A 22311-nucleotide genomic window follows, 5' to 3' on the forward strand; every position below is an offset into this window, starting at 1 on the left:
AGGGGCAACTCCTCACGTGTCGACGTCGCCTGAAGATGTAGGTCAGATGCGCCGCTTAGGGAAGGAGGCCGTTTGTCACGAGTGTCAATTTGTCTCGCCGAAGACCCGGACGACGAGACCGCCTTCGTTTTCCTTCGCAGCCGCCTTCACGCCAGCGATCTCGCTGCCGATCCGCTCGGGATTGGCGATGATCAGCCCTTTCGGCAAGGTCAGAACGCCGATAGAGCAGCGCAGCAGCGCGAAGTCCCGCTCATTGCCGTGGCGGTCCTGGCCCTTCATGCAGCCGGCGGCGCGGTCCTCGTCCGAATAGAGTTCGGCGACGTCGTCGTGAAAATCGCTGAGCAGCCGCTCGAGGATTTCCGTCAGCTCCTCCACCGTCCAGTCACGCACGCCGATGAAAAAATCGTCGCCGCCGATATGGCCGAGGAAACAATCGCCGGCAAAAAAGTAACGGCGCATCAGGGCCGAAAACAGCGTGATGGCGTGGTCGCCGGCGTTGAAGCCGTATTTGTCGTTGAAGGGTTTGAAATTATCGAAGTCGCAATAACAAAAGAAGCGCGCCTCGTCGCCATCGCTGCAACGGTCGGCAATGAAACCGCCAATCGCGCGGTTGCCGGGCAGCGCCGTCAGCGGGTTCTGATCCTGCGCCATCTTCAGCTGTTTTTCATTGATGACCTTGATGAGCGAAGCGGCGGAAACGATGCCGGCGTAACGCATGTTTTCGGTGAGGATGATGCAGGCGCTGCCGCCCATGCTGGCGAACATGTTCATCAATTGATCGGCATCCGCATCGAGACCGACAATCGGCGCGGGATCGACGAAATGGGAAATGGTGCGCTCGTAGATCTTGTTCTTGAGCAGGTCGCGGCCGAAGGGCCGGTAGATATATTCCTTGAGGTGATATTCGTTGATGACGCCGCGCGGTTCGCCATTGGCGTTGAGAACCGGGAAAAACGCCTGCTGCGGATTTCTGCGGAACAGTTCGAAGACGCTGTCGACGCTGTCATGCTCGAAGACGGTCGGAAGACGCTCGATTTCGCGGCGAATGAGAATCTCATCCAGCGTCTGGCTGCTGCGCCGCGCCACGCCCATGCGGTTGATATGGGGAAAGCTCTCCGGCAGCTCGCTGGTGAAGACCGTGGGCCTCGCGATCAGCCAGCCCTGCACCAGATCGACGCCGAATTCGCGGCAGGTCAGAAACTCCGCTTCGGTTTCGATGCCTTCCGCAATGACCCGCACACCAAGAACATGGGCGATGTTGACGATGTTGCGCACAAGGTGCTGCTTGCGCGGCAATTGGTCGACGCCGGTGATGAAATGCCGGTCGATCTTCAGGTAATCCAGCGGGAAATCACACAGCAGCTTCATCTCGCCATGACCGGCGCCGAAATCGTCGATGGCCAGCTTGAAGCCTTCCTTGCGCATGCGGGCAATCAGCGCCGTGAATTCCGGCACGCTGGTATTGTCGAAACGTTCGGAAAGCTCAAAGCAGATGGAGGATGCGGGAATGCCCGCCCGCGCCAGATGGCCGACGAGCTTGTCGAGAATGGCGTCGCCATGCGGGATCAGCCGCACATCCAGATTGAGGAACAGGGTGGCGGAGGAGAAATCGGGCAGGGTGGAGAATTTTGCGAGAGCGCGGCTCGCCAGCATCTGCTCGAAGGCCTTCAGCTCGCCATCGGCGGCAGCCTGGTCGAGAAGCGCCAGCGGATTGGAAAAACCGAGCCGGTCATGGCCGCGCATCAGCGATTCATAACCAAAAATCGTGCCTGTCGTCGCCTCTACAATCGGCTGAAACGCCGTCTCGAGCACCAGTTTCGCCATGGGAAACATGTGCCCGGAGGCAAAACGCCTTATGACATCGTTCTCCAGCGTGACGGCCTGCATATGTCTCTCCGCTCATGTTCTTACGCCCGGTTTTAAATCCTTGGGCGCCCATTATTTTTGGGCAAACAATTGCAGATCACAGGTCAACAAAAGCTTTCACCACTGTGAAGCTTTCGTGAACCTTTTATAACAACCCCTTGGATATTAAAGGTTGTTGCGCGGCGGTTCAGGCCCTTCGCGCATGTCCGGTGTGTGCGGCGTAAAGGTCCGCAACGTTGAGCCGCTCCCGGTCCGCATCCGCCGCTGGTCTTGAAGCCGATCCGGTGCCCTGCGCGGTGGAGGCCGCCCACAGGCGCAGGGCCTCACGAACGACCTCACTGCCGGAAGCATAGGCTCCGCAATTCACGGCCTCACGCATCCTTGCTGCCTGTTCCGGGGAAATCGATACTGTTACCATTGGCATGATATCACTCCCTTCTTTAAACGCTGCGATCGGTCCTTCGATGTCCGGTTTGCGGATCGGGCGCCGTCGTGGTCTAGGCGGGCGTTTTTATCGTCTTTCGTCTGGCGCCGCTTCCAGCGAAATTTGTATCATCAGCGATATTAGCACGAAACGCATTCCATTCCCAATTCGCAGTATATCACGGTTTAGTTTTTCCCCCGTGAACCGGGCGGCAGCATGGGGCTCGCCGCGCTGGCCGATGCCTGCGAAACTATCACTGTCCGCCGGCGGAAAATATGATCCATCGCAAATCAGCGACATAAAATGGCGCGTTTTTTATTGATTGATCGATCAATCAAGAATATTTTGCCGCCATCAAGGAGACGCCTATGCCCAAGATCGGAATGGAGCCTCTGCGCCGGAAGGCGCTGGTGGATGCGGCGCTTCGCACCATAGGCCACCATGGTTCGCTGAATGTGACGATGTCGGATATCGCCCGGGAAGCGGGCGTGTCGGCGGCGCTCGCGCACCATTATTTCGGCAGCAAGCAGCAGCTTCTGCTGGAAACCATTCGCAGCCTGCTGCGCGATCTCAGGCGTGATGCGGTGGCGGCTTTGACCCGCGCTTCCGGCCCGCGTGAAAGGTTGAGCGCCATCGTGCATGTCTCCTTCCAGAGCGACCAGTTCACGCCCGAAACGGTGGCGGCGTGGCTTGCCTTTTATGTCGAGGCGCAGCGCTCGGAAGAAACCCGCCGCCTGCTCGTGCTCTATTCGCGCCGTCTGCGCTCCAACCTCATGGCGAGCCTCAACCGGCTTTGCCCGCCAGACGATGCCGCGCGCATCGCGGAAGGCGCGGCCGCCTTGATCGACGGGCTTTATATTCGCCACAGCCTGCGCTCGGCGCCGCTCGGCCTTGCCTCCGCACCGGCGCTTGTCGAGGATTATTTCGACATGCAGCTCAAATCTTTTCCCGATGGACAGCGCCCAAAGCCGTCCATCCGCGTTCTTTAAGGAGACTTCGACATGACTATCGCGACGCCGCTGAAGGCGCAGCCGAAAGCCTCGCATTTCATCGACGGGGACTATGTCGAAGACACGACCGGCACGCCGTTCGAGAGCATCTTCCCGGCCACCGGCGAGGTGATTGCAAGGCTGCATGCGGCAACGCCTGCCATCGTCGAGCGCGCCATCGCATCGGCCAAACGGGCGCAGAAGGAATGGGCGGCGATGAGCCCGATGGCGCGCGGCCGCATCCTCAAACGCGCCGCCGATATCATGCGCGAGCGCAACGATGCGTTGTCCACGCTGGAGACGCTGGATACCGGCAAGCCGATTCAGGAAACCATCGTCGCTGACCCGACCTCCGGCGCGGATGCCTTCGAATTTTTCGGCGGCATCGCCCCTTCCGCGCTGAACGGCGATTACATCCCCCTCGGCGGCGATTTTGCCTATACCAAGCGCGTGCCGCTCGGCGTCTGCGTCGGCATCGGAGCGTGGAACTATCCGCAGCAGATCGCCTGCTGGAAGGCCGCTCCCGCGCTGGTCGCCGGCAATGCCATGGTCTTCAAACCTTCGGAAAACACCCCGCTCGGCGCCTTGAAGATCGCCGAAATCCTCATCGAAGCCGGCCTGCCAAAGGGCCTGTTCAACGTCATTCAGGGCGATCGCGATACCGGCCCGCTGCTGGTTAACCACCCGGATGTGGCCAAGGTCTCGCTTACCGGCTCAGTCCCGACCGGCCGCAAGGTAGCCGCCGCCGCTGCCGGGCATCTGAAGCACGTGACCATGGAACTCGGCGGCAAATCGCCGCTGATCGTCTTCGACGACGCCGATATCGAAAGCGCTGTCGGCGGGGCCATGCTCGGCAACTTCTATTCCTCCGGCCAGGTCTGCTCCAACGGCACCCGCGTCTTCGTGCAGAAAAAGGCGAAGGAGCGTTTCCTCGACAATCTGAAGCGCCGCACGGAGGCGATGATCCTCGGCGATCCGCTCGACTACGCCACCCATCTCGGCCCGCTGGTCTCCAAGGCCCAGCAGGAGAAGGTCCTTTCCTATATCGAAAAGGGTAAGGCAGAGGGCGCGACGCTCATCACCGGCGGCGGCATTCCCAACAACGTCTCGGGCGAGGGCGCTTATGTGCAGCCGACCGTCTTCGCCGATGTGACCGACGACATGACCATCGCCCGCGAGGAAATCTTCGGGCCCGTCATGTGCGTGCTGGATTTCGACGATGAAGACGAGGTTCTTACCCGCGCCAACGCCACCGAATTCGGCCTCGCCGGCGGCGTCTTCACCGCCGATCTCGCCCGCGCCCATCGCGTGGTGGACCAGCTGGAAGCGGGCACGCTGTGGATCAATACCTATAATCTCTGCCCGGTCGAAATCCCCTTCGGCGGTTCCAAGCAATCCGGCTTCGGGCGGGAGAATTCGGCCGCCGCGCTGGAGCATTATAGTGAGTTGAAGACGGTTTATGTGAGCACTGGGAAGGTGGACGCGCCTTATTGATGGGGCGGTGCGTGGGGCTAACCCCCCTCTGTCCTGCCGGACATCTCCCCCTCAAGGGGGGAGATCGATATGCGGCGAGGTCGCGCCCATCTCAACGTCAGCGAATGAAGCGGCGGTAGCGCCGCTTGCCGATCTCCCCCCTTGAGGGGGAGATGCCCGGCAGGGCAGAGGGGGGTGAAACCCCAGCCGCATACGGTCATCGGAACCAACGCTCATCGGAGAGAGCAGATCATGCAAGCAGATTACGTCATCGTCGGTTCGGGTTCCGCAGGCTCCGCCATCGCCTATCGCCTGTCGGAAGACGGCCGCTATTCGGTGATCGTCATCGAGGCCGGCGGTTCGGATTTCGGCCCCTTCATCCAGATGCCGGCCGCACTCGCATGGCCGATGAGCATGAAGCGCTATAATTGGGGCTATCTCTCCGAGCCCGAGCCGAACCTCGACAATCGCCGCATCACGGCCCCGCGCGGCAAGGTTATCGGCGGTTCGTCCTCCATCAACGGCCTCGTTTACGTGCGCGGCCATGCCGAGGATTTCAACCGCTGGGAAGAGCTTGGCGCGCATGGCTGGGCCTATGCGGATGTGCTGCCTTACTTCAAGCGCATGGAACACAGCCATGGCGGCGAAGAAGGCTGGCGCGGCACGGACGGGCCGCTGCATGTGCAGCGCGGCCCGGTCAACAATCCGCTGTTCCACGCCTTCATTCAGGCGGGCGCTGAGGCCGGTTTCGAGCTGACCGACGACTATAACGGCTCCAAGCAGGAGGGGTTCGGCCTGATGGAGCAGACCATCCATAATGGCCGCCGCTGGTCCGCTGCCAATGCCTATCTGAAACCGGCGCTGAAGCGCGGCAATGTCACGCTGGTCAACGGCTTCGCCCGCAAGATCGTCATCGAGAATGGCCGCGCGGTTGGCGTCGAGATCGAGCGCAAGGGCGTGGTGGAAACCATTCCGGCCAATCGCGAGGTCATCGTCTCGGCATCCTCCTTCAATTCGCCGAAACTGCTGATGCTCTCAGGCATCGGCCCCGCCGCGCACCTGAAAGACATGGGCATTGAGGTGAAGGCGGATCGCCCGGGCGTGGGCGAGAACCTTCAGGACCATATGGAGTTTTATTTCCAGCAGGTCTCCACCAAGCCGGTCTCGCTTTATTCCTGGCTGCCATGGTTCTGGCAGGGCGTGGCGGGTGCGCAATGGCTGCTGTCGAAAGGCGGGCTTGGCGCTTCCAACCAGTTCGAGGCCTGTGCTTTCCTGCGCTCAGCAGCCGGTCTGAAGCAGCCTGACATCCAGTATCATTTCCTGCCCGTTGCCATTTCCTATGATGGCAAAGCGGCGGCGAAAAGCCATGGTTTTCAGGTGCATGTAGGTTACAACCTGTCGAAATCGCGCGGGAATGTTACCTTGCGTTCCGCAGACCCACATGACGACCCGGTCATCCGCTTCAACTATATGAGCCACCCGGAAGACTGGGAAAAATTCCGCCATTGCGTGCGCCTGACGCGCGATATCTTCAGCCAGAAAGCCTTTGACGATTTTCGCGGACCGGAAATCCAGCCCGGCGAAAATGTGGAGACGGATGAGGAGATCGACGCCTTTTTGCGCGAGCATCTGGAAAGCGCCTATCACCCCTGCGGCACCTGCCGCATGGGCGACAGGGACGACCCGATGGCCGTCGTCGATCCCGAATGCCGGGTGATTGGCGTTGAGGGCTTGAGAGTGGCGGACAGCTCGATCTTCCCGCATGTGACCTATGGCAACCTCAACGGCCCGTCGATCATGACCGGCGAAAAGGCGGCGGATCATATTCTCGGCAAGACCCCGCTGCCGCGCTCCAATCAGGAACCGTGGGTAAACCCGCGCGCGGCCGTGAGCGACCGGTAAGGATCAATGGTAATCGTCCTCGCGCTGGTGGCGGATCGCGAGGATGGACACGGTTTCCGCATCTTCGATTTGAATGAGGACGATGTAACCGGAAGATCCGAACGGAACGATCAGTTCTCGTAAGAGTGCGTTGTCCCCAGGCGCCTTGCGCGTTGCGAAAGGAAACTCGCTCAGTCCCTCAATCGTCGAAATGATGCGGTCCACGGCTTTTTCCGCCGTCGAAAAATCCTTTTCCAGTAAAAAATCATATAGCCGGGTTATGTCCGCTCGGGCTGCAATCGTGTACCGGAGATTGAAGGTCACTCGCCACGCTCAGCTTTCTTGGCGGCGAGCATCGCCCGCAATTCCGCATGCACCTCTTCGGCCGAATAAAAAATCCCCGTGCGTTTGGATTCCTCGAGTGACGCCAGCCCGCGCGCAATGAATTCCGCCTGGGATTTACGGATTTCCACCTGCCTGCGCACGGACTCTTCAACGAAGGAAGAAAGCGTCTCGCCTTCCTTCAGCACGCTTTCAGCAGCCTCGCGAAAATCCGCCGTCACCCGCAGCGAAGGGATCGTTGCCGTTTTCATGTCTACGTCTCCGTGCGTTGCAATTGCGATGCAAAGAATGCGCCGATAGGGGCGACCTGTCAAATGCAAAACCTTGCAATCGAGCCCAGGGAGGCAGATAAACGGGCATCCCGCCCGAGAAACAATACCAAAATCACCGATCTGGACCGTCATGCCCGTCGACTACAAAAAGCTGAAGATGCTCCGCCGTTCCCGTGTCGTTTGGGGTTCGTGGCGGGTGTGGAGGCCGAGGGCGGTTTTCTGGATTGGCGCGATTGCGGTCGGCCTTATCAGCGTCGGCTTTGCGTGGGCGGCGGATCGGGCCCAGCACCTTTTCTTCGCGGCAACCTCATCGGGCGAATGGGCGTTTCTGCTGCCGCTCATCATCACGCCGCTCGGCTTCACGCTCTGCGCCTGGCTCGCGATCACGGTTTTCCCCAATGCCGGCGGCAGCGGCATCCCGCAGGCCATCGCCGCGCGGCACCTGCGGGAAGATGCGGACCGTTCGCGACTTCTGTCGCTGAAGCTCGCTTTCGGCAAGGTGGTGTTGACCGTTGCTGGCCTGCTCTCCGGTGCCTCCATCGGCCGTGAGGGCCCGACCGTTCAGGTTGGCGCCTCGATCATGCTGCAGGCCGCCCGCTGGGGCGGCATGGCGCAGGCGAAGGGACTTATTCTCGCTGGCTCGGCGGCGGGCATTGCGGCGGCCTTCAACACGCCGCTCGCCGGCATCGTCTTCGCTATCGAGGAAATGAGCAAGACCTATGAATCCCGCGCCAATGGCCTCGTTCTCACTGCCGTCATCCTGTCGGGCCTCGCTTCGCTGGCGCTGGTCGGCAGCTATACCTATTTCGGCACCAGTTCGGTGATGGCGAAAACGACCATGGACTGGCTGCTGGTTCTGGTCTGCGGCATTGGCGGCGGCGCGTTCGGCGCGCTGTTCAGCGCCGGTGCCCTGAGGCTCTCGGCACGTATCCGCCGTTTTGCCCAGACCATGCCGCTGAAGCGGATGCTGGCGGTCGCCGCCGCCTGCGGCCTTGCCTCCGCCGTCCTCGGCATCGCGACTGGCGGCGCGACCTTCGGCACCGGTTACGAACAGGCACGCGCGGCAATCGAGGGCGAGGCCGCGCCGGCATTCTTCTTCATCGAAAAACTGGCGGCGACGTTCCTCGCCATGATGTCGGGCATTCCGGGCGGCATTTTCGCGCCGTCGCTGTCAGTAGGCGCGGGCTTTGGCAGCACCATGGCCACCCTGCTCGGCACCAGCATCGGCCTTGGCGCCATTGTCGGCATGGCGGGTTATTTTGCCGGCGTGGTGCAGGCGCCGATGACGGCTTTTGTCATTATCCTTGAAATGACCGGCAATCATGAAGGCGTCATGCCCATCATGGCCGCATCGATGCTCGGATATCTGACGTCGCGGCTTTTCTCCCGCGAGCCGCTTTATCATGGCCTGTCGCGGGTCTTCATCGCCCAGAGCATCCGCGCCAGACGCGCCGCTCAGGCCACTGAAACGTGATGGCTCAAGCCCTGATGCCCGCCACCCCGAAATAACCGAGTCCCGGTATCTTCACGCCCGGCCGTGCGAAATCGACACCCGCGACAAGACCGAGGAAATTGATCTCGAAGCCGCTGCGCGCACCGGCCGAAATGCCGAACAGGCCGCCGAGCGAAACGCTCGCATCCTTCCAGTCGTCGGCGATGTGGTAGAATGCGCCGTCCGGCAGATAGTCGCGGCCGACCGCGTTCGGCGGCAGCACGACGCCGAGCTCGGGCACGCTGCGCAGCACATGCGCGACGAACGTGTTGGAGTTGGGGCCGGGATAGATGCGATAGCCGCCCGGCTTGCCATAGGGGTAGTCGGCAATCGCCTTTTCTATCTTGGGGATCAGCTTTTCCGCCTCTGCACCGTGAATGGCCACCACCTGGCGCGGCATGTTGGAATACCAGTAGGCATCCGCCGCATAACCATTGTGGCGGATCGGCGTGCCCCAGCCCACCTTGTCATAACGGTCATAGCTCGCGGCACCCGGCTTTTTCAGCACGACCCAGGCGTGGCTGGCGACGGAGCCCTTGAAGCCGCCGGTCATGGCGGAAAAGACGTAGACGGCGGCTTCGCCGTTGCTGGACGCCGCCGGCAGCATGCCGGAGGACGACCATCTTGCGGCGTTCCAGCCGCGCGGATGGTCTTTCATGGCCCACAGCCCGGCCGATGCCAGCGCGGGAAGCAGATAGATAACGGCAATCGCCAGCAGCAGACGTTTTGCAAATTTCACGAACAGCCCCGTGCATCGAAAAATCAATTGCGGTATCAACCACATGAAATCAGAATTTTTTGAGGCTGCGAAAATGAACAATTCCGTTACCGTCGAAGTCACCCGCGGCAACCTCGTGGAAAGCCGCCATCATGGCCTTGCCGTGGTGGTGGATGGCGATGGCGGCGTGCTGTTTTCGGCGGGCGATATCGAGCGCGGCATCTTTCTGCGTTCCGCCTGCAAGGCCATGCAGGCGCTGCCGCTGCTGGAAAGCGGCGCTGCGGATGCCTACGGCTTCGGCAACCGCGAACTGGCGCTTGCCTGTTCCTCCCATTCCGGCGAGGACGCGCATGTGGAGCTCGCCGCTTCGATGCTGGCGAAGGCGGGCAGGGATGTGGATACGCTGGAATGCGGCGCGCACTGGTCCTCCGACCAGAAAACCATCATCCATCAGGCCCGCACGCTGGAAAAGCCGACCGCGCTTCACAATAATTGCTCTGGCAAACATTCAGGTTTCATCTGCGCCTGCTGCCACACCGGCACTGACCCCAAGGGCTATGTCGGTTACGATCACCCGCTGCAGCAGGAAATCCGCGCCACGATGGCAAGCCTGACGGGTGCTGCTCTCGGTCAGGACAATTGCGGCGTGGATGGCTGCTCCATCCCCACCTATGCCGTACCGCTCAAAGGGCTGGCGCATGGTTTCGCGAAAATGGCGACGGGCAGGGGGCTGGAACCGGGCCGTGCGAAAGCCTCGCGCCGTCTCGTGGAGGCCTGCATGGCGGAGCCCTTTTACGTGGCGGGTACCGGCCGCGCCTGCACGAAACTGATGCAGATCGCGCCGGGAAAAATCTTCGCAAAGACCGGCGCGGAGGGCGTTTTTGTCGCCGCCCTGCCGGAAAAGGGCATTGCCATGGCGGTGAAATGCGAAGACGGCACGACGCGGGCGGCGGAAGCCATGGTCTCGGCACTGCTGGCCCGCTATTTCGATGAAGGCAGCGCCGAGCAACAGGCTTTGAGCGGCATGGCGAACCGGCAGATGCGCAACTGGAACGGCATCCATGTCGGCGATATCCGCGTCGTCGGGCTTTAAATAACCTTTGACGCGGCCGGTTGCGGGCACGATGATGGCGTGCCCTGCGTGTGACGGTCATCCCATGGCCGCCGAGGGGCGGCGTCTGCATGAGGAAGAAGCGGGCGCTTAATTGCTTTGGAGGTCGCATATCCATGTTCACACTGTTTTTCTCCCCCGGTTCCTGCTCCCGCGCCAGCCATATCGTGCTTGAGGAATCCGGCCTGCCCTACAAGGCCCACCGCGTCAATTTCGCGGAGGGCGAGCAACGCTCCGAGGCATTTTTAAAGATCAATCCGAAGGGCCGCGTGCCCGCACTGGCCACGGCAAGCGGCGTGCTGACGGAGACGCCCGCCATCCTCGCCTTCATCGCGCAGATGGCGCCCGAAAAGAAGCTCGCGCCGCTCGACGATCCGTTCGAATTCGCGCTGATGCAGTCCTTCAACGCCTTCATTTCTTCCACCGTGCATGTTGCCCATGCGCATGGCCGGCGCGGCAGCCGCTGGGCGAATGAGGATAGTTCGCTGGCCGATATGAAGGCGAAAGTGCCGCAGACCATGGGCGAGTGCTTCGAACTGATCGAGCACGGCATGCTGCACGGCCCATGGGTTCTTGGTACGGCCTATTCTGTTGCCGATCCCTATCTTTTCGTCATGTCTGGCTGGCTGGAAAGCGATGGCGTGGATATTGCCCGCTTCCCGAAGGTACACGACCACTTCCGCCGCATGAACGACCGCCCTGCGGTGCAGCGGGCGCTGGCGGGCGAGAGGGGCTGAGGGGCTCAGTATTTCCGTCATTCCGGCCCTGAGCCGGAATCCAGCCGACGCGCGTCTGCGCGGCGAGAAGAGTCGTTTCAGCCCAAGGACTTGGGCTGGCTGGATGCCGGATCAGGTCCGGCATGACGGAGGGAAAAGCGGCTTAACCGCTCAGGCCGCCTCGGCCGCACGCGTATCCCACATGGTCTTGAACGCTGTGCGGGCCTGGCAGCGATCCAGCCAGGCTTTCAGCGCCGCATGGGCATCGAACAGCGGCTTGTGGCCCTGGGCGTAACGAACGATTTCCGCCGCGTTGAGATCGGCGACGGTGAAACGGTCGCCCACCAGATAGTCGTGGCTGGAAAGATGCTGCTCCAGCACCCGGAAGGGGCGCTTCAGCAGCCGGGCGGCGACGTCGATCACGGCCTTGCCGCTATCGCTTTCCGACAGGCCTTCGGCGATGGCGGAGGAAATCTTCAGCGAATTGGTCTCGATTTCGGTGGCGGCAAAGAAGGACCATTGCAGCATCGCCGCATCTTCCTTCAGGTCGATGGGGGCGAGCGGTCCGCCATATTTGCGGGCAAGGTAGAGATTGATGGCCATGGATTCGTAAAGCACCATGCCGTCATCCTCGATGCAGGGAATGGTGCCCATCGGGTTGACGGCGAGAAATGCGGGAGACAGCGTGTTGAGCGGCGCATCCGCAGCCAGCGGATCGGCAAGGCGGCGGGCCTGTATCACGGGCACATGCTTGAATTCTATGCCCAGTTCACCCGCAAGCCACAGCGTGCGCGTGGCACGGGAACGGTAGACACCGTAGATCGTCAACATCGAAATTACCCCTTGACCAGTTCGATGCGCGGCACGTTACGGTTTCGTCGTTTTAAAGTGAAGTTGCAGATCGCCGGGGCAGCTATGATTTTTTCTGATCCGTGAAGAAGTCCGTATCCGGCGACAGACGATTTTCGAAACGGTCGATAAAGCGTTCGAACAGGCGGGCGAATGTCTCCACATCCTCCGCCGGCCAGCCATCCATCACGTCCTCGATGACGCTCATCTTGGTCCGGCGCATCTCCTGCAAAAGACTGGTGCCGAGCGGCGTGATCTCGACAATGCTGCGGCGGCCGTCTTTCTGGGAAACGCCGCGTTTCAGCAGGCCGCGCCCCACCATATCCGCCACCACCCGGCTGCCGCGGGAAGGGTCGATGCGCATGCCCTCGGCAATCGCACCCACGGTCACATCGCCTTCCGCCCGGCGCAGAATATCGAGAACGTCGATATGGGAAAGTTCGAGACCCGGAGCGAGCTTGGCAAGCGCCATGCGGCCGATGATGCGGCGGCCGATCATGATGCGCATACGCGTCATCGTATTGCCGATCCGCTTGATGTCCTCGGGCAGATCCTCGTTCCAGTTTTCCTCAGTCGCCACGCTTCATCGTCCCTTTCGATGCTGTTTTCCGATCACATTTAGCGGCATTAGCACAGATGTCAAAAACTTGCCATTGACATATATATGCTGATAGCACACAAATTGTCGCAGCAAAACCGCCGGAAGCCAACGAGATTTTTCATGGATATGTCCACCGCCCCCGTGGCGCCGCTTGTGTCGGATCATCGGCGCAGGCTCATCGTCTTTCTGTTCCTGATGCTGGCCATGTTCATGGCGACCCTCGATAACCAGATCGTATCGACAGCATTGCCCACCATCGTCGGCGAATTCGGTGCGCTGGAGCGTTTCGGCTGGATCGGCTCGGCCTATCTTCTGGCGACCAGCGCGGTCATGCCGGTTTATGGCAAGCTCGGCGATCTGTTCGGCCGCAAATATGTGATGATCGCGGCGGTCGTCATCTTCACGCTCGGCTCGCTCGCCTGCGGTCTGGCATGGTCGATGGATTCGCTGATTGCCGCCCGCGTGTTGCAGGGGCTTGGCGGCGGCGGCATCATGGTCTCGATCTTTTCCGTCAATGCGGATCTGTTCGAACCGCGCGAACGCGCCCGCTACCAGAGCTATTCCAGCCTCACCATCATGGCGTCAGGCAGTGTCGGCCCGATCCTCGGCGGCACGATGAGTGATCTGTTCGGCTGGCGGTCGATCTTCCTCATCAACCTGCCACTCGGTATTATCGTGATTGCAGGGCTGGCGCTGATGCTGCCGTACCGTCGTCCGGCCCGCCAGCCGAAGATCGATTATCTCGGCGCGGTGCTCTTGGCGGCCACCATTGCCAGCGTGGTCTTCTGGGCGGACAGCAGCGAATTGTTCGGCTCGCTGATTGCAGGCCCCAGCCTCGGCATCATTGCTTTCGCCGTCATCGCCGCCTTTCTCTGGGTGCAGGTGGAACGCCGCGCGCCGGAACCCGTGGTGCCGCTCAGGCTCTTCAAGGACAGCACCTTTCCGCTGTTGATGATCGTGTCGCTGACCAGCGGCGGCATCGGTATCGGCATGGTCAATTATTATGCCCTGTTCCTGCAGACCACGACCGGGCTTTCGCCCTCCCATGCCGGCCTGTTCTTCATCGCCGTCACCGGCGGCATCGTCATGGGCTCGCTTTCGGCGGGACGGCTGATTTCGATTACCGGCGTCTACAAGCCCTTCTCGGTGGCGGGTCTTTCCATCAACGTCATCGCCATGCTGCTGTTCACGCAGATGCATGCCGGAACGCCGCTTTGGGTGATTGCGGTCCTCATGTTGGCACAAGGCTTTGCTGTCGGCCTCGGCCAGCAGGCGCCGATCATCGGCGTGCAGAATTCCGCGCCCAAGGCGGATATCGGTGCGGCGAGCGGCGCGGTGACCCTGACCCGCATGGGTGGCGCTGCCATTGCCATCTCGGTTTATGGCGCCATCGTGTCATCGAGCCTGAAGGGTGTGGCGGTCGATATTCCCGGCGTCGGCAAGATCGAGGAACTGACGCCGAAAATGCTCTCCCAACTCCCGGCCGCCTCGCAGGCCGCCGTCGCCTCGCTCTATTCGGATGCGTTTACGCCGCTCTTCTTCGCCGCAGCCGCAACCGCCGCCATCGGCCTTGCGGCGGCGCTGATGCTGAAACCGGTGCGACTGCCGGCGGCGGTGCAGGCAAAGCCGGCCGAAGGGGCGGGGGAGTAGGCAGGTAAGCAGTTGTGAACGCTGGTTTTGACTGAAACCTCTCCTCCGTCATACCGGCCTTGCGCCGGTATCCAGTCAGCCCAAGTCCTTGGGCTGAGAGAGCTCTTCCCGCCGCGCAGACGCGCGGCTGCTAGATTCCGGCTCAAGGCCGGAATGACGGGAGATGCTTACAAAACAAAAACACCGCCGCTGGAAATTTAACGCCCGTTCCGCGTTATGCTCGCAGCACTTTACATTCGCGCGGGCGGCCCTATCTCAATGAATATGAAGCCGGAACAGCTCCTGAATTCCACGCCCAAGGGCCTTTATTGCCCGGCGGGCGATTTTTATATCGATCCCGTGCGCCCGGTGGCGCGGGCGCTCATCACCCATGGCCATTCCGATCACGCCCGCGCCGGCCATGGCGCGGTACTGGCCACGCGCCAGACGCTGGATATCATGCGTATCCGTTACGGTGAGGATTTCTGCGGCAGCGAGCAGGCGGTGGCATTCGGCGAGACGGTGGAGGTGAACGGCGTCACCGCCGGTTTCCATCCCGCCGGTCATGTGCTGGGTTCGGCGCAAATCTCGGTGGAAATGAACGGCCTGCGCATCGTCGCGTCCGGCGATTACAAGCGCGGCGTCGACCCCACCTGCGCACCCTTCGAGATCGTTCCCTGCGATGTCTTCATCACCGAGGCCACCTTCGGCCTGCCGGTGTTTCACCATCCGTTGCCGCGCGTGGAAACGGCCAAGCTCCTCACCTCCATCAAACAGTTTCCCGAACGTACCCATCTCGTTGGGGCCTATTCTTTGGGCAAGGCGCAACGCGTCATCCGTCTGCTCCGCGACAACGGCTATTCCGACCCGATTTATATCCACGGCGCGCTGGCCCGGCTTTGCGACTATTACGTTTCGCAGGGCATTGACCTCGGGGAGCTCAGGCCCGCGACGCTGGAGAAAAGCAACCCCGCTGCCTTCAAGGGCGCGATCGTCGTCGGTCCGCCCTCGGCGTTTCAGGAGCGCTGGGCGCGGCGCTTCAACGAACCGCTGATTGCCTTCGCGTCCGGCTGGATGATGGTGCGGCAGAGGGCAAAGCAGGGCGGAGTTGAACTGCCGCTCGTCATATCAGACCATTGCGACTGGCCGGAACTGCTGGAGACGATCAAGGAAATCTCGCCGCAGGCCGTCTGGGTCACCCATGGCCGTGAGGAGGCGTTGGTGCGCTGGTGCGAGTTGCAGGGCATTGCCGCCAAGCCGCTGCATCTTGTCGGTTACGAGGATGAGGGGGATTGAGATGAAAGCCTTCGCCACGCTGCTCGACCGCCTCGTTCTCACCCCTTCGCGCAACGGCAAACTGAAGCTGCTGACCGATTATTTCCGCGATACGCCCGATCCAGACCGAGGCTACGGGCTGGCGGCGATTGCCGGCACGCTGGACCTCAAAAGCGTCAAACCGGCCCTGCTGCGCGAATTGGTCTTGGAGCGGATGGATGAGGTTCTGTTCCGCTATTCCTATGATTATGTCGGCGATCTGGCCGAAACCATTTCGCTGGTCTGGGGCAATATCGGCGGCGCGGATGATGCAGAGGCCCAGGACCCGCGCCTCGGCGACGTCGTGACACTGATGAATTCACTCGGCCGCACGGAGGTGCGCGGCGCGGTGCGCGATCTTCTCGACCGGCTCGATACATCCTCGCGTTTCGCTTTCCTCAAACTCGCCACCGGCAGCCTGCGCATCGGCGTTTCGGCGCGGCTGGCACGGCAGGCGCTGGCCGATTTCGCCGGGAAAGACATCACCGAAATCGAGACCCTCTGGCACGGGCTGACGCCGCCCTATACGCCGCTTTTCGCCTGGCTTGAGGGGAAGTCCGGGCGGCCGGTACTGGCCACACCCGCCATCTTCCATTCGGTGATGCTGGCGACGCCGGTGGCGGATGGCGACCTCGATGCGCTGGACCCGGCCGATTACGCCGCCGAATGGAAATGGGACGGCATTCGCGTGCAATTGTCCCGCTCCGGCGCCACGCGAAAACTCTATTCCCGCTCCGGCGACGATATTTCCGGCGCCTTTCCCGATGTTCTGGAGGCAATCGATTTCGAAGGCGTAATGGATGGTGAGTTGCTGATTGGCGGCACAGCGCGCTCCAACAATCTCACCCGCACCTTTTCCGACCTGCAGCAGCGGCTGAACCGCAAGTCGGTGACAGCGAAGATGCTGGATGACTATCCCGCCTTCATCCGCGCCTATGACCTGCTGTTCGATGGAGAGAGCGATATTCGCGCCGAAAGCTACATGGAGCGCCGCGGCCGCCTGTCGGATATTATCGAGCACGCGCCGCATGATCGTTTCGACCTCTCGCCGCTGATCGGCTTTTCCAGCTGGCAGGAACTCGACACGCTGCGCGCCGCCCCTCCCGATCCGGTGATCGAGGGTGTGATGATCAAGCGCCGCGATAGCGCCTATCAGGCCGGCCGCGCCAAGGGGCCATGGTTCAAGTGGAAACGCGATCCCTATAATATCGACGCCGTGATGATGTATGCGCAGCGCGGCCACGGCAAGCGCTCTAGCTATTATTCCGATTTCACCTTCGGCGTCTGGGCGGAAGGCGAGGATGGCGAACAGCTCGTGCCCGTCGGAAAGGCCTATTTCGGCTTCACCGATGCGGAGCTGGAGGTGCTGGACAAGTTCGTGCGCGACAACACGGTCGAGCGTTTCGGCCCGGTGCGGGCGGTGCGCGCCACACCGGATTTCGGTTTCGTGCTGGAGGTGGCCTTCGAGGGCATCAACCGTTCCACCCGCCACAAATCCGGCGTCGCCATGCGCTTCCCGCGCATTGCGCGGCTGCGTGCCGACAAGCTGCCGGCGGAGGCGGACAGGCTCTCGACGCTGGTGGCGATGATCGATGGCGGGGAAGTGTAGGGTGCCTTGGCCGCCCTTATCCTCCGTGACAGGCGCGGAAACGGGGAAGACGCTGTCCAGAAATTGCCATGATGGCTGCGAATACATTGTTGTCATTCGCGAATCCGTGATTGGACAGCCTCCCGCCGCAGTGTTGAACTGCTGTTACAACCATCCCTTCAGGTGACCATATGGCAGACAAACGCTTTCTTTCCTCAGCCTTCGGACAGGAAGAGAGCGGCGCCATCTTGCCGGGCCTGACCCGGCGAAGCCTGCTGGCCGGCGCCATGGGGCTGTCAGCGGCTGCATTTTTGCCGCTGCGTGCGAAAGCGGGCGTTGCCGCGCCCGAGGTGTTGCCGCTGGAGCGGCAGGATTATGCGGAGGCACGCAAACGGTTCCACACCCATCTCTTGCGAAAAATGGCTGCACCGGAAAAATCCTCTGCGCTCGGCACGCCGCCCGGGGCGGAACGTGTCACCTATCCCGGCGGGCCGGATGGCTCCATCGAGCTTGTCGCCTGGCTCTCCCACTACCAGCCGTCAAAAACGCTGAAGCCCGCCGTACTTTTCCTCCATGGCGGCAACGCCACCGGAGACGGCCATTGGGCGCTGATGAAGCCCTATTGGGAAGCGGGCTATGTCGTGCTTCTGCCGTCCTTCCGTGGTGAAAACGGCCAGAGCGGCAATTATTCCGGTTTCTATGACGAAACGGCGGATGCGCTGGCGGCGGCCACCTATCTGGAAAACCTTCCCGGTATCGACAGAAACCGCTTCTTCATCGCCGGCCATTCCAATGGCGGCACGCTGACGCTTCTGGCCGCCATGAGCCGCAGGTTCCGCGCCGCAGCACCCATCTCCGCCGGCGTCAATTCCTGGCGTTATTTCAACCGCTATAGCGACGAGATCTGTTTCGACGAGACCGACGAGCGCGAATTCATCATGCGCTCCTCCGTCTGTTTCGGCCCCAGCCTCAAATGTCCGGCGCTGCTTCTACGCGGCACGGAGGAGCGGCCTTTCGATGCCGATCACCAGCTTTTCGTGGATCGCGCCCTGACATCCGGCTTCAAGGTTGACAGGAAGCTGTTGCCCGGCACCCATAACGGCGTGGTGCCGCATGCGATCGAGGAAAGCATCCGCCTTTTCAACGCCTTCGTCTGAAATGCGAACTGTGCCGCTGTCTAGGAACGTCTGAGGTTCAGGAGCACGTCCGGTAAAACCGCTTCGCACGTTTACCGGAGACGCCCTAGTTCTTGACGATGGACGTCTTGGCCTGCTCCGCCCACCATGCGCCGTCTTTTTTGTCGGCATATTGGGCGCGCTTGTTGGTGAACTGACCCTGGGTGCACATCTCGCGGTAATTGCGGACCGGAAGCCCCAGTTCCTTGACGACGGCATGCACCACCGTCGGGCCGGTCATGTCATAGACGCTGGCGAGCGTTCCGTCCTCGATATTCTGGGAAATGCGGTCGGCCATCAGCCTGAGCGCCGGGTGGCCGGGCCTGGAGGCCATGAAGTAATTTGTGATCTCGCCGCTTTTCATGGCGATGAAAACGGCCTCTTCCTCCGGGCCGATCACATCCTCGGGGCGGGCCGCAAAATTGGAATCGATATCGAGATAGATGCCGCCTTCCTGCAGAAGCACCAGAATACGCCAGAAATCCGCCTTGGCGGCGCCCACCTGCAGGCGACGGAAGGCGTCGGCGTAACGTCCGGGAAAATGCCGGTCGATATAGGTCTGGCACGCCTCGTCATCATGGTAGCGATATTCGAATTCCGGCGTCAGCCAACGGTTGAACAGGAAATTCGCATAGATCGGCGTCGTTACCCGGTTGGAGTAATTCGTCTGCCAGATGATGCGGGGAATGGCCTTTTCCGATTTCGGGCTGCGTCTGGCTGGCTGATATTGCGGAAGCGTTTTTCTTCTGCCGGGCCGGATGAACAAATCGATGGAAAAGATGACCTTGGCGATGTTTCCACCGATCTTGATCGCGCGGTACGCGATGCGGTTATAGCCATGCTTTGCCAAGTTCAGCGCTCCTGCGCGTGGAATCGATTGTCACGCACGTGGAAACGGCGGTACGCGGTATTTATTGGACGCAATTAGTTTGTCAATATGCCGTAAATGAGACGGCCGGGCCTCGATTGACGAGACCCGGCCGTCTTGCATGCGAATGGAATGTCAGCCCTTGTTGCGGTTGAAATAGCCGAGCAGCCGCATGGCATTGGCGGTCACCAGAACCGTCGCGCCGGTATCGGCGAAAACGGCGAGCCACAGGCCCGAAACGCCGGTGACGGTGGTGACAAGGAAGACCGCCTTCAGGCCGAGCGCGATGGTCACGTTCTGGCGGATATTGCTCATGGTGGCGCGCGACAGGCCGATCAGGCGGGCGGCGTCGCCGACATTGTTGCGCATCAGCGCCGCATCCGCCGCTTCCATCGCCACGTCTGTTCCGGAACCGATGGCGACGCCGACGCTGGCCGCTGCAAGGGCCGGCGCATCGTTGATGCCATCGCCCACCATCACCACGGTCTTCTTTTCGGCAAGCTTGCGGATTTCCTCGACCTTGTTCTGCGGCAAGAGTTCACCGCGCGCTTCAAGGCCCAGCTTGTTGCCGATGGCACGCGCCGTGCGGGCATTGTCACCCGACAGCATCAGCGAGGAAATGCCCATCTCCTTCAGCGCTTTCACGCCTTCCGCCGCATCCTTGCGCGGCTCATCGCGCATGGCGAAGAGGCCGCTTGCCGCCCCGCCTACTATCACGACAGCCACCGTCTTGCCTTCGCTTTCCAGTGCGGAAATGCGATCGGCCAGTTCCTTCGAGAGGGTGCCGACTTCCGTTGCAAAGCGCGGTGCGCCGATGAACAGCTCCTTCCCACCGACATTGCCCTGCATGCCGCGACCGGAAATCGCCTTGATGTTGGAGCCGGGCAGGGGCTTCACGCCCAGCTTTTCGGCATGATTGACGATGGCGCGGGCGAGCGGATGGCTCGATTCGTGCTCGATGGTTGCGGCCTGCGCAATCAGCTCTGCGTCGTTGCCGTCAAGCGCCACCACGTCGGTCACGACAGGTTCGCCGAGCGTCAGCGTGCCGGTCTTGTCGAAGGCGACGGTTTCGGTGCGCGCCAGCATTTCGATGACCGCGCCGCCCTTCACCAGCATGCCGTGGCGTGCCGCGGCCGAAAGGCTGGAGGCGATGGCCGCGGGAACCGAAATGACCAGCGCGCAGGGGCAACCGATCAGCAGCAGGGCGAGACCGCGATAAATCCACGTATCCCAGTCGCCGAGGCCGACAAGCGGCGGCACGATGATGGTGAGCACCGATATCGCCACGATCAGCGGCATGTAATAACGCGAGAAGCTCTGGATGAAACGCTCGGTCGGCGCACGCGCATCCTGCGCTTCCTCGACGAGCGTGATGATGCGGGCAATGGTGTTGTCTTCCGGCGCGCGGTCGACGCGGATGCGCAGCGAGCCGTCATGGTTGATCGAGCCGGCGAAGACGCGCGCGCCCTTTTCCTTGGCGACGGGAATGCTCTCGCCGGTCATCGGCGATTCGTCGACGCTGGACTGGCCTTCCATGACAACGCCATCGGCGGCGATGCGGTCGCCGGGACGCGCCACGACCACCTGGCCGATGCGCACCTGATCGGCCGCAACCTGTCGCAGCGCGCCGTTTTCTTCCACAAGCGCCGTTTTCGGCAGCAGCGAACCGAGCGCCTTGATGCCCGAGCGGGCGCGGGCGGCAGCGAAACCTTCGAGCAATTCGCCGACGGAGAAGAGCAGCACGACAATGGCCGCTTCTTCCGCCTCGCCGATGATGATCGCACCGATGGCGGCAATCGTCATCAGCATTTCGATGGTGAAGACCGCGCCGAAACGGGCGGCGTTGAAGGCGTTCTTCGCGATGGGGAAGAGCGTGACCAGCGTGGCGATGATGAAGGCGTAACCGCCCCATGCCGGGAAGCTCAGTTCCGCTCCATAGGCGATGGCGACGAGAACGGTGCCGGTGAAGGTGTTGCGCGCCTTTGCGGTGCGCCACCACGCGCCTTTTTCATCCGCGCCATGGGCGTGCCCCACTTCCGCGCTCTGGGCTGCAGCCACGGGTGCGGAACCATGCGAATGTTTGGCGTGGTCGTGGTCACTATGATCATGCCCGCCGCAGGAGGCGTGATCGTGTGCGGAATGGTCATGCCCCGACTGGTCATGATCTGAATGATCGTGATCATGGTCGTGGTGATGGCCGCCGCATGACCCGTGATCATGGTCGTGATTGTGATCTGAGGCCTTTTCTCGCGCGGTCTTTTCCTGCGGCAGCAGGGCCGGCTTGAAACCGAGCTTGCGCAGCGTGTCCTCGATTTTTTCGACCGGGGTTTTGCTCTCGGCAAGCGAAAGGTTCAGCCTTTCGCGCGCAACGGAAACCTTCACGTCGGCAACGCCCGGCAGGCGGGAGAGCGCGGTCTCGATCTTGGCGGCGCAACTGCCGCAATCCATGCCGCCGACCGAAAAGGTCAGCGCATTGCTGCTGTCGGCGCTCGCTCCGGTATCGGCATGGTGGCCGCCGCAGGACGAATGATCGTGGTCATCATGGCCGTGGCCGTGATGATCCGCTTCGACTTTTGCGCGGGAGACTTTTTCCTGTGGCAGCAAAGCGGGTTTGAATCCGAGCTTGCGCAGCGTGTCTTCGATTTTTTCGACCGAGGTTTTGCTTTCGGCCAGCGAAAGGTTCAGCCTTTCGCGTGCAACGGAAACCTTGACGTCGGCAACGCCCGGCAGGCGGGAAAGCGCGGTTTCGATTTTCGCCGCGCAGCTGCCGCAATCCATGCCGCCAACGGAGAAGGTCAGTTGCTCGCCGTCTTTGCCCTTGATGTTTATGCCTGTCGAAATATTCATGGTTTCCGCTCCTGAATTCCAGTCGACAGCCAATCTGGCACCTCTAGCAACTAGAGCTTCAAGAGCAAAAATGCGGTTTTTCGATTTTTTTTGAAAAACCGACGCCAGCCTCGCGCCAGCCGCACGGTTCATCATGCCGGCAGATTGGATTCCATG

General features: G+C 61.5%; 19 protein-coding genes. 10 read left to right on the forward strand and 9 right to left on the reverse strand.

Annotation, left to right across the window (positions count from 1 at the left end; translation table 11 throughout):
• Positions 1-84: 84 nt before the first annotated feature.
• On the reverse strand, positions 85-1887 hold the full coding sequence (locus tag AGR7B_RS03870; protein WP_065654280.1) for a GGDEF domain-containing protein: 1803 nt from the start codon (positions 1885-1887) through the stop codon (positions 85-87).
• A gap of 166 nt (positions 1888-2053) precedes the next feature.
• Positions 2054-2290, reverse strand: coding sequence for a ribbon-helix-helix domain-containing protein (locus AGR7B_RS03875; protein ID WP_080856059.1), 237 nt, complete (start codon positions 2288-2290; stop codon positions 2054-2056).
• Between the two features lie 368 nt (positions 2291-2658).
• On the opposite strand from AGR7B_RS03875, the gene betI reads away from it, so the two are divergent.
• From betI to betA, 3 genes are all read left to right on the forward strand, one after another.
• The gene (gene betI / locus AGR7B_RS03880) at positions 2659-3279 is read left to right on the forward strand and encodes a transcriptional regulator BetI (protein ID WP_065654279.1); all 621 of its coding nucleotides are present in this window, start codon (positions 2659-2661) and stop codon (positions 3277-3279) included.
• Positions 3280-3309: 30 nt separating this feature from the next.
• Positions 3310-4773 carry a betaine-aldehyde dehydrogenase gene (gene betB / locus AGR7B_RS03885; RefSeq protein ID WP_065654830.1) on the forward strand — a complete coding sequence of 488 codons (1464 nt, stop codon included), beginning with the start codon at positions 3310-3312 and terminating at the stop codon, positions 4771-4773.
• Positions 4774-5004: 231 nt separating this feature from the next.
• Entirely contained in the window at positions 5005-6654 is a 1650-nt protein-coding gene (gene betA / locus AGR7B_RS03895) for a choline dehydrogenase (RefSeq protein ID WP_078051125.1), read from the forward strand.
• Between the two features lie 3 nt (positions 6655-6657).
• Here betA and AGR7B_RS03900 read toward each other — a convergent pair whose 3' ends face one another.
• Positions 6658-6957, reverse strand: coding sequence for a type II toxin-antitoxin system RelE/ParE family toxin (locus AGR7B_RS03900; RefSeq protein ID WP_078051124.1), 300 nt, complete (start codon positions 6955-6957; stop codon positions 6658-6660).
• Positions 6954-7226: a YlcI/YnfO family protein gene (locus AGR7B_RS03905; RefSeq protein ID WP_078051123.1), complete on the reverse strand. Its 273-nt coding sequence runs from the start codon at positions 7224-7226 to the stop codon at positions 6954-6956. The genes AGR7B_RS03900 and AGR7B_RS03905 overlap by 4 nt, the downstream gene beginning before the upstream one ends.
• A 151-nt stretch (positions 7227-7377) precedes the next feature.
• Between AGR7B_RS03905 and AGR7B_RS03910 the strand changes: the two genes are divergently transcribed.
• On the forward strand, positions 7378-8721 hold the full coding sequence (locus AGR7B_RS03910; protein WP_162934038.1) for a chloride channel protein: 1344 nt from the start codon (positions 7378-7380) through the stop codon (positions 8719-8721).
• A gap of 4 nt (positions 8722-8725) precedes the next feature.
• Here the strand turns inward: AGR7B_RS03910 and AGR7B_RS03915 are convergent, their stop codons facing one another.
• Positions 8726-9478 carry a DUF3750 domain-containing protein gene (locus AGR7B_RS03915; RefSeq protein ID WP_162934039.1) on the reverse strand — a complete coding sequence of 251 codons (753 nt, stop codon included), beginning with the start codon at positions 9476-9478 and terminating at the stop codon, positions 8726-8728.
• A gap of 73 nt (positions 9479-9551) precedes the next feature.
• Here AGR7B_RS03915 and AGR7B_RS03920 point away from each other — a divergent pair, with 73 nt between their 5' ends.
• The gene (locus AGR7B_RS03920; protein WP_080856978.1) at positions 9552-10550 is read left to right on the forward strand and encodes an asparaginase; all 999 of its coding nucleotides are present in this window, start codon (positions 9552-9554) and stop codon (positions 10548-10550) included.
• A gap of 134 nt (positions 10551-10684) precedes the next feature.
• On the forward strand, positions 10685-11305 hold the full coding sequence (locus tag AGR7B_RS03925; RefSeq protein ID WP_078051121.1) for a glutathione S-transferase family protein: 621 nt from the start codon (positions 10685-10687) through the stop codon (positions 11303-11305).
• A 150-nt stretch (positions 11306-11455) separates the two neighbouring features.
• On the opposite strand, the gene AGR7B_RS03930 is transcribed toward AGR7B_RS03925, so the two are convergent.
• Together AGR7B_RS03930 and AGR7B_RS03935 are read right to left on the reverse strand one after the other, a co-directional pair.
• Positions 11456-12115 carry a glutathione S-transferase family protein gene (locus tag AGR7B_RS03930; RefSeq protein ID WP_080856061.1) on the reverse strand — a complete coding sequence of 220 codons (660 nt, stop codon included), beginning with the start codon at positions 12113-12115 and terminating at the stop codon, positions 11456-11458.
• Positions 12116-12197: 82 nt separating this feature from the next.
• Complete coding sequence (locus AGR7B_RS03935) at positions 12198-12713, reverse strand: MarR family winged helix-turn-helix transcriptional regulator (RefSeq protein WP_078051119.1); 516 nt, start codon at positions 12711-12713, stop codon at positions 12198-12200.
• A gap of 141 nt (positions 12714-12854) precedes the next feature.
• On the opposite strand from AGR7B_RS03935, the gene AGR7B_RS03940 reads away from it, so the two are divergent.
• The 4 genes from AGR7B_RS03940 (at position 12855) to AGR7B_RS03955 (ending at position 18422) form a co-directional block, all read left to right on the forward strand.
• A complete protein-coding gene (locus tag AGR7B_RS03940) occupies positions 12855-14384 on the forward strand; it encodes an MDR family MFS transporter (RefSeq protein ID WP_162934040.1) in 1530 nt (509 codons plus the stop codon).
• A 264-nt stretch (positions 14385-14648) separates the two neighbouring features.
• Positions 14649-15659, forward strand: coding sequence for a ligase-associated DNA damage response exonuclease (locus tag AGR7B_RS03945; RefSeq protein WP_080856980.1), 1011 nt, complete (start codon positions 14649-14651; stop codon positions 15657-15659).
• A gap of 1 nt (position 15660) precedes the next feature.
• Entirely contained in the window at positions 15661-17286 is a 1626-nt protein-coding gene (locus AGR7B_RS03950) for a cisplatin damage response ATP-dependent DNA ligase (protein ID WP_080856062.1), read from the forward strand.
• A gap of 170 nt (positions 17287-17456) precedes the next feature.
• A complete protein-coding gene (locus AGR7B_RS03955) occupies positions 17457-18422 on the forward strand; it encodes an alpha/beta hydrolase family protein (protein ID WP_080856063.1) in 966 nt (321 codons plus the stop codon).
• 85 nt (positions 18423-18507) lie between these two features.
• On the opposite strand, the gene AGR7B_RS03960 is transcribed toward AGR7B_RS03955, so the two are convergent.
• Both AGR7B_RS03960 and AGR7B_RS03965 read right to left on the reverse strand, forming a co-directional pair.
• Positions 18508-19290, reverse strand: a complete 783-nt coding sequence (locus AGR7B_RS03960; RefSeq protein WP_162934041.1) for a glycosyltransferase family 32 protein — start codon at positions 19288-19290, stop codon at positions 18508-18510.
• A gap of 153 nt (positions 19291-19443) precedes the next feature.
• Positions 19444-22155, reverse strand: coding sequence for a heavy metal translocating P-type ATPase (locus AGR7B_RS03965; RefSeq protein ID WP_080856065.1), 2712 nt, complete (start codon positions 22153-22155; stop codon positions 19444-19446).
• Between the last annotated feature and the right edge of the window lie 156 nt (positions 22156-22311).

This window comes from Agrobacterium deltaense RV3 (genome assembly GCF_900013505.1).
Lineage (GTDB): Bacteria > Pseudomonadota > Alphaproteobacteria > Rhizobiales > Rhizobiaceae > Agrobacterium > Agrobacterium leguminum.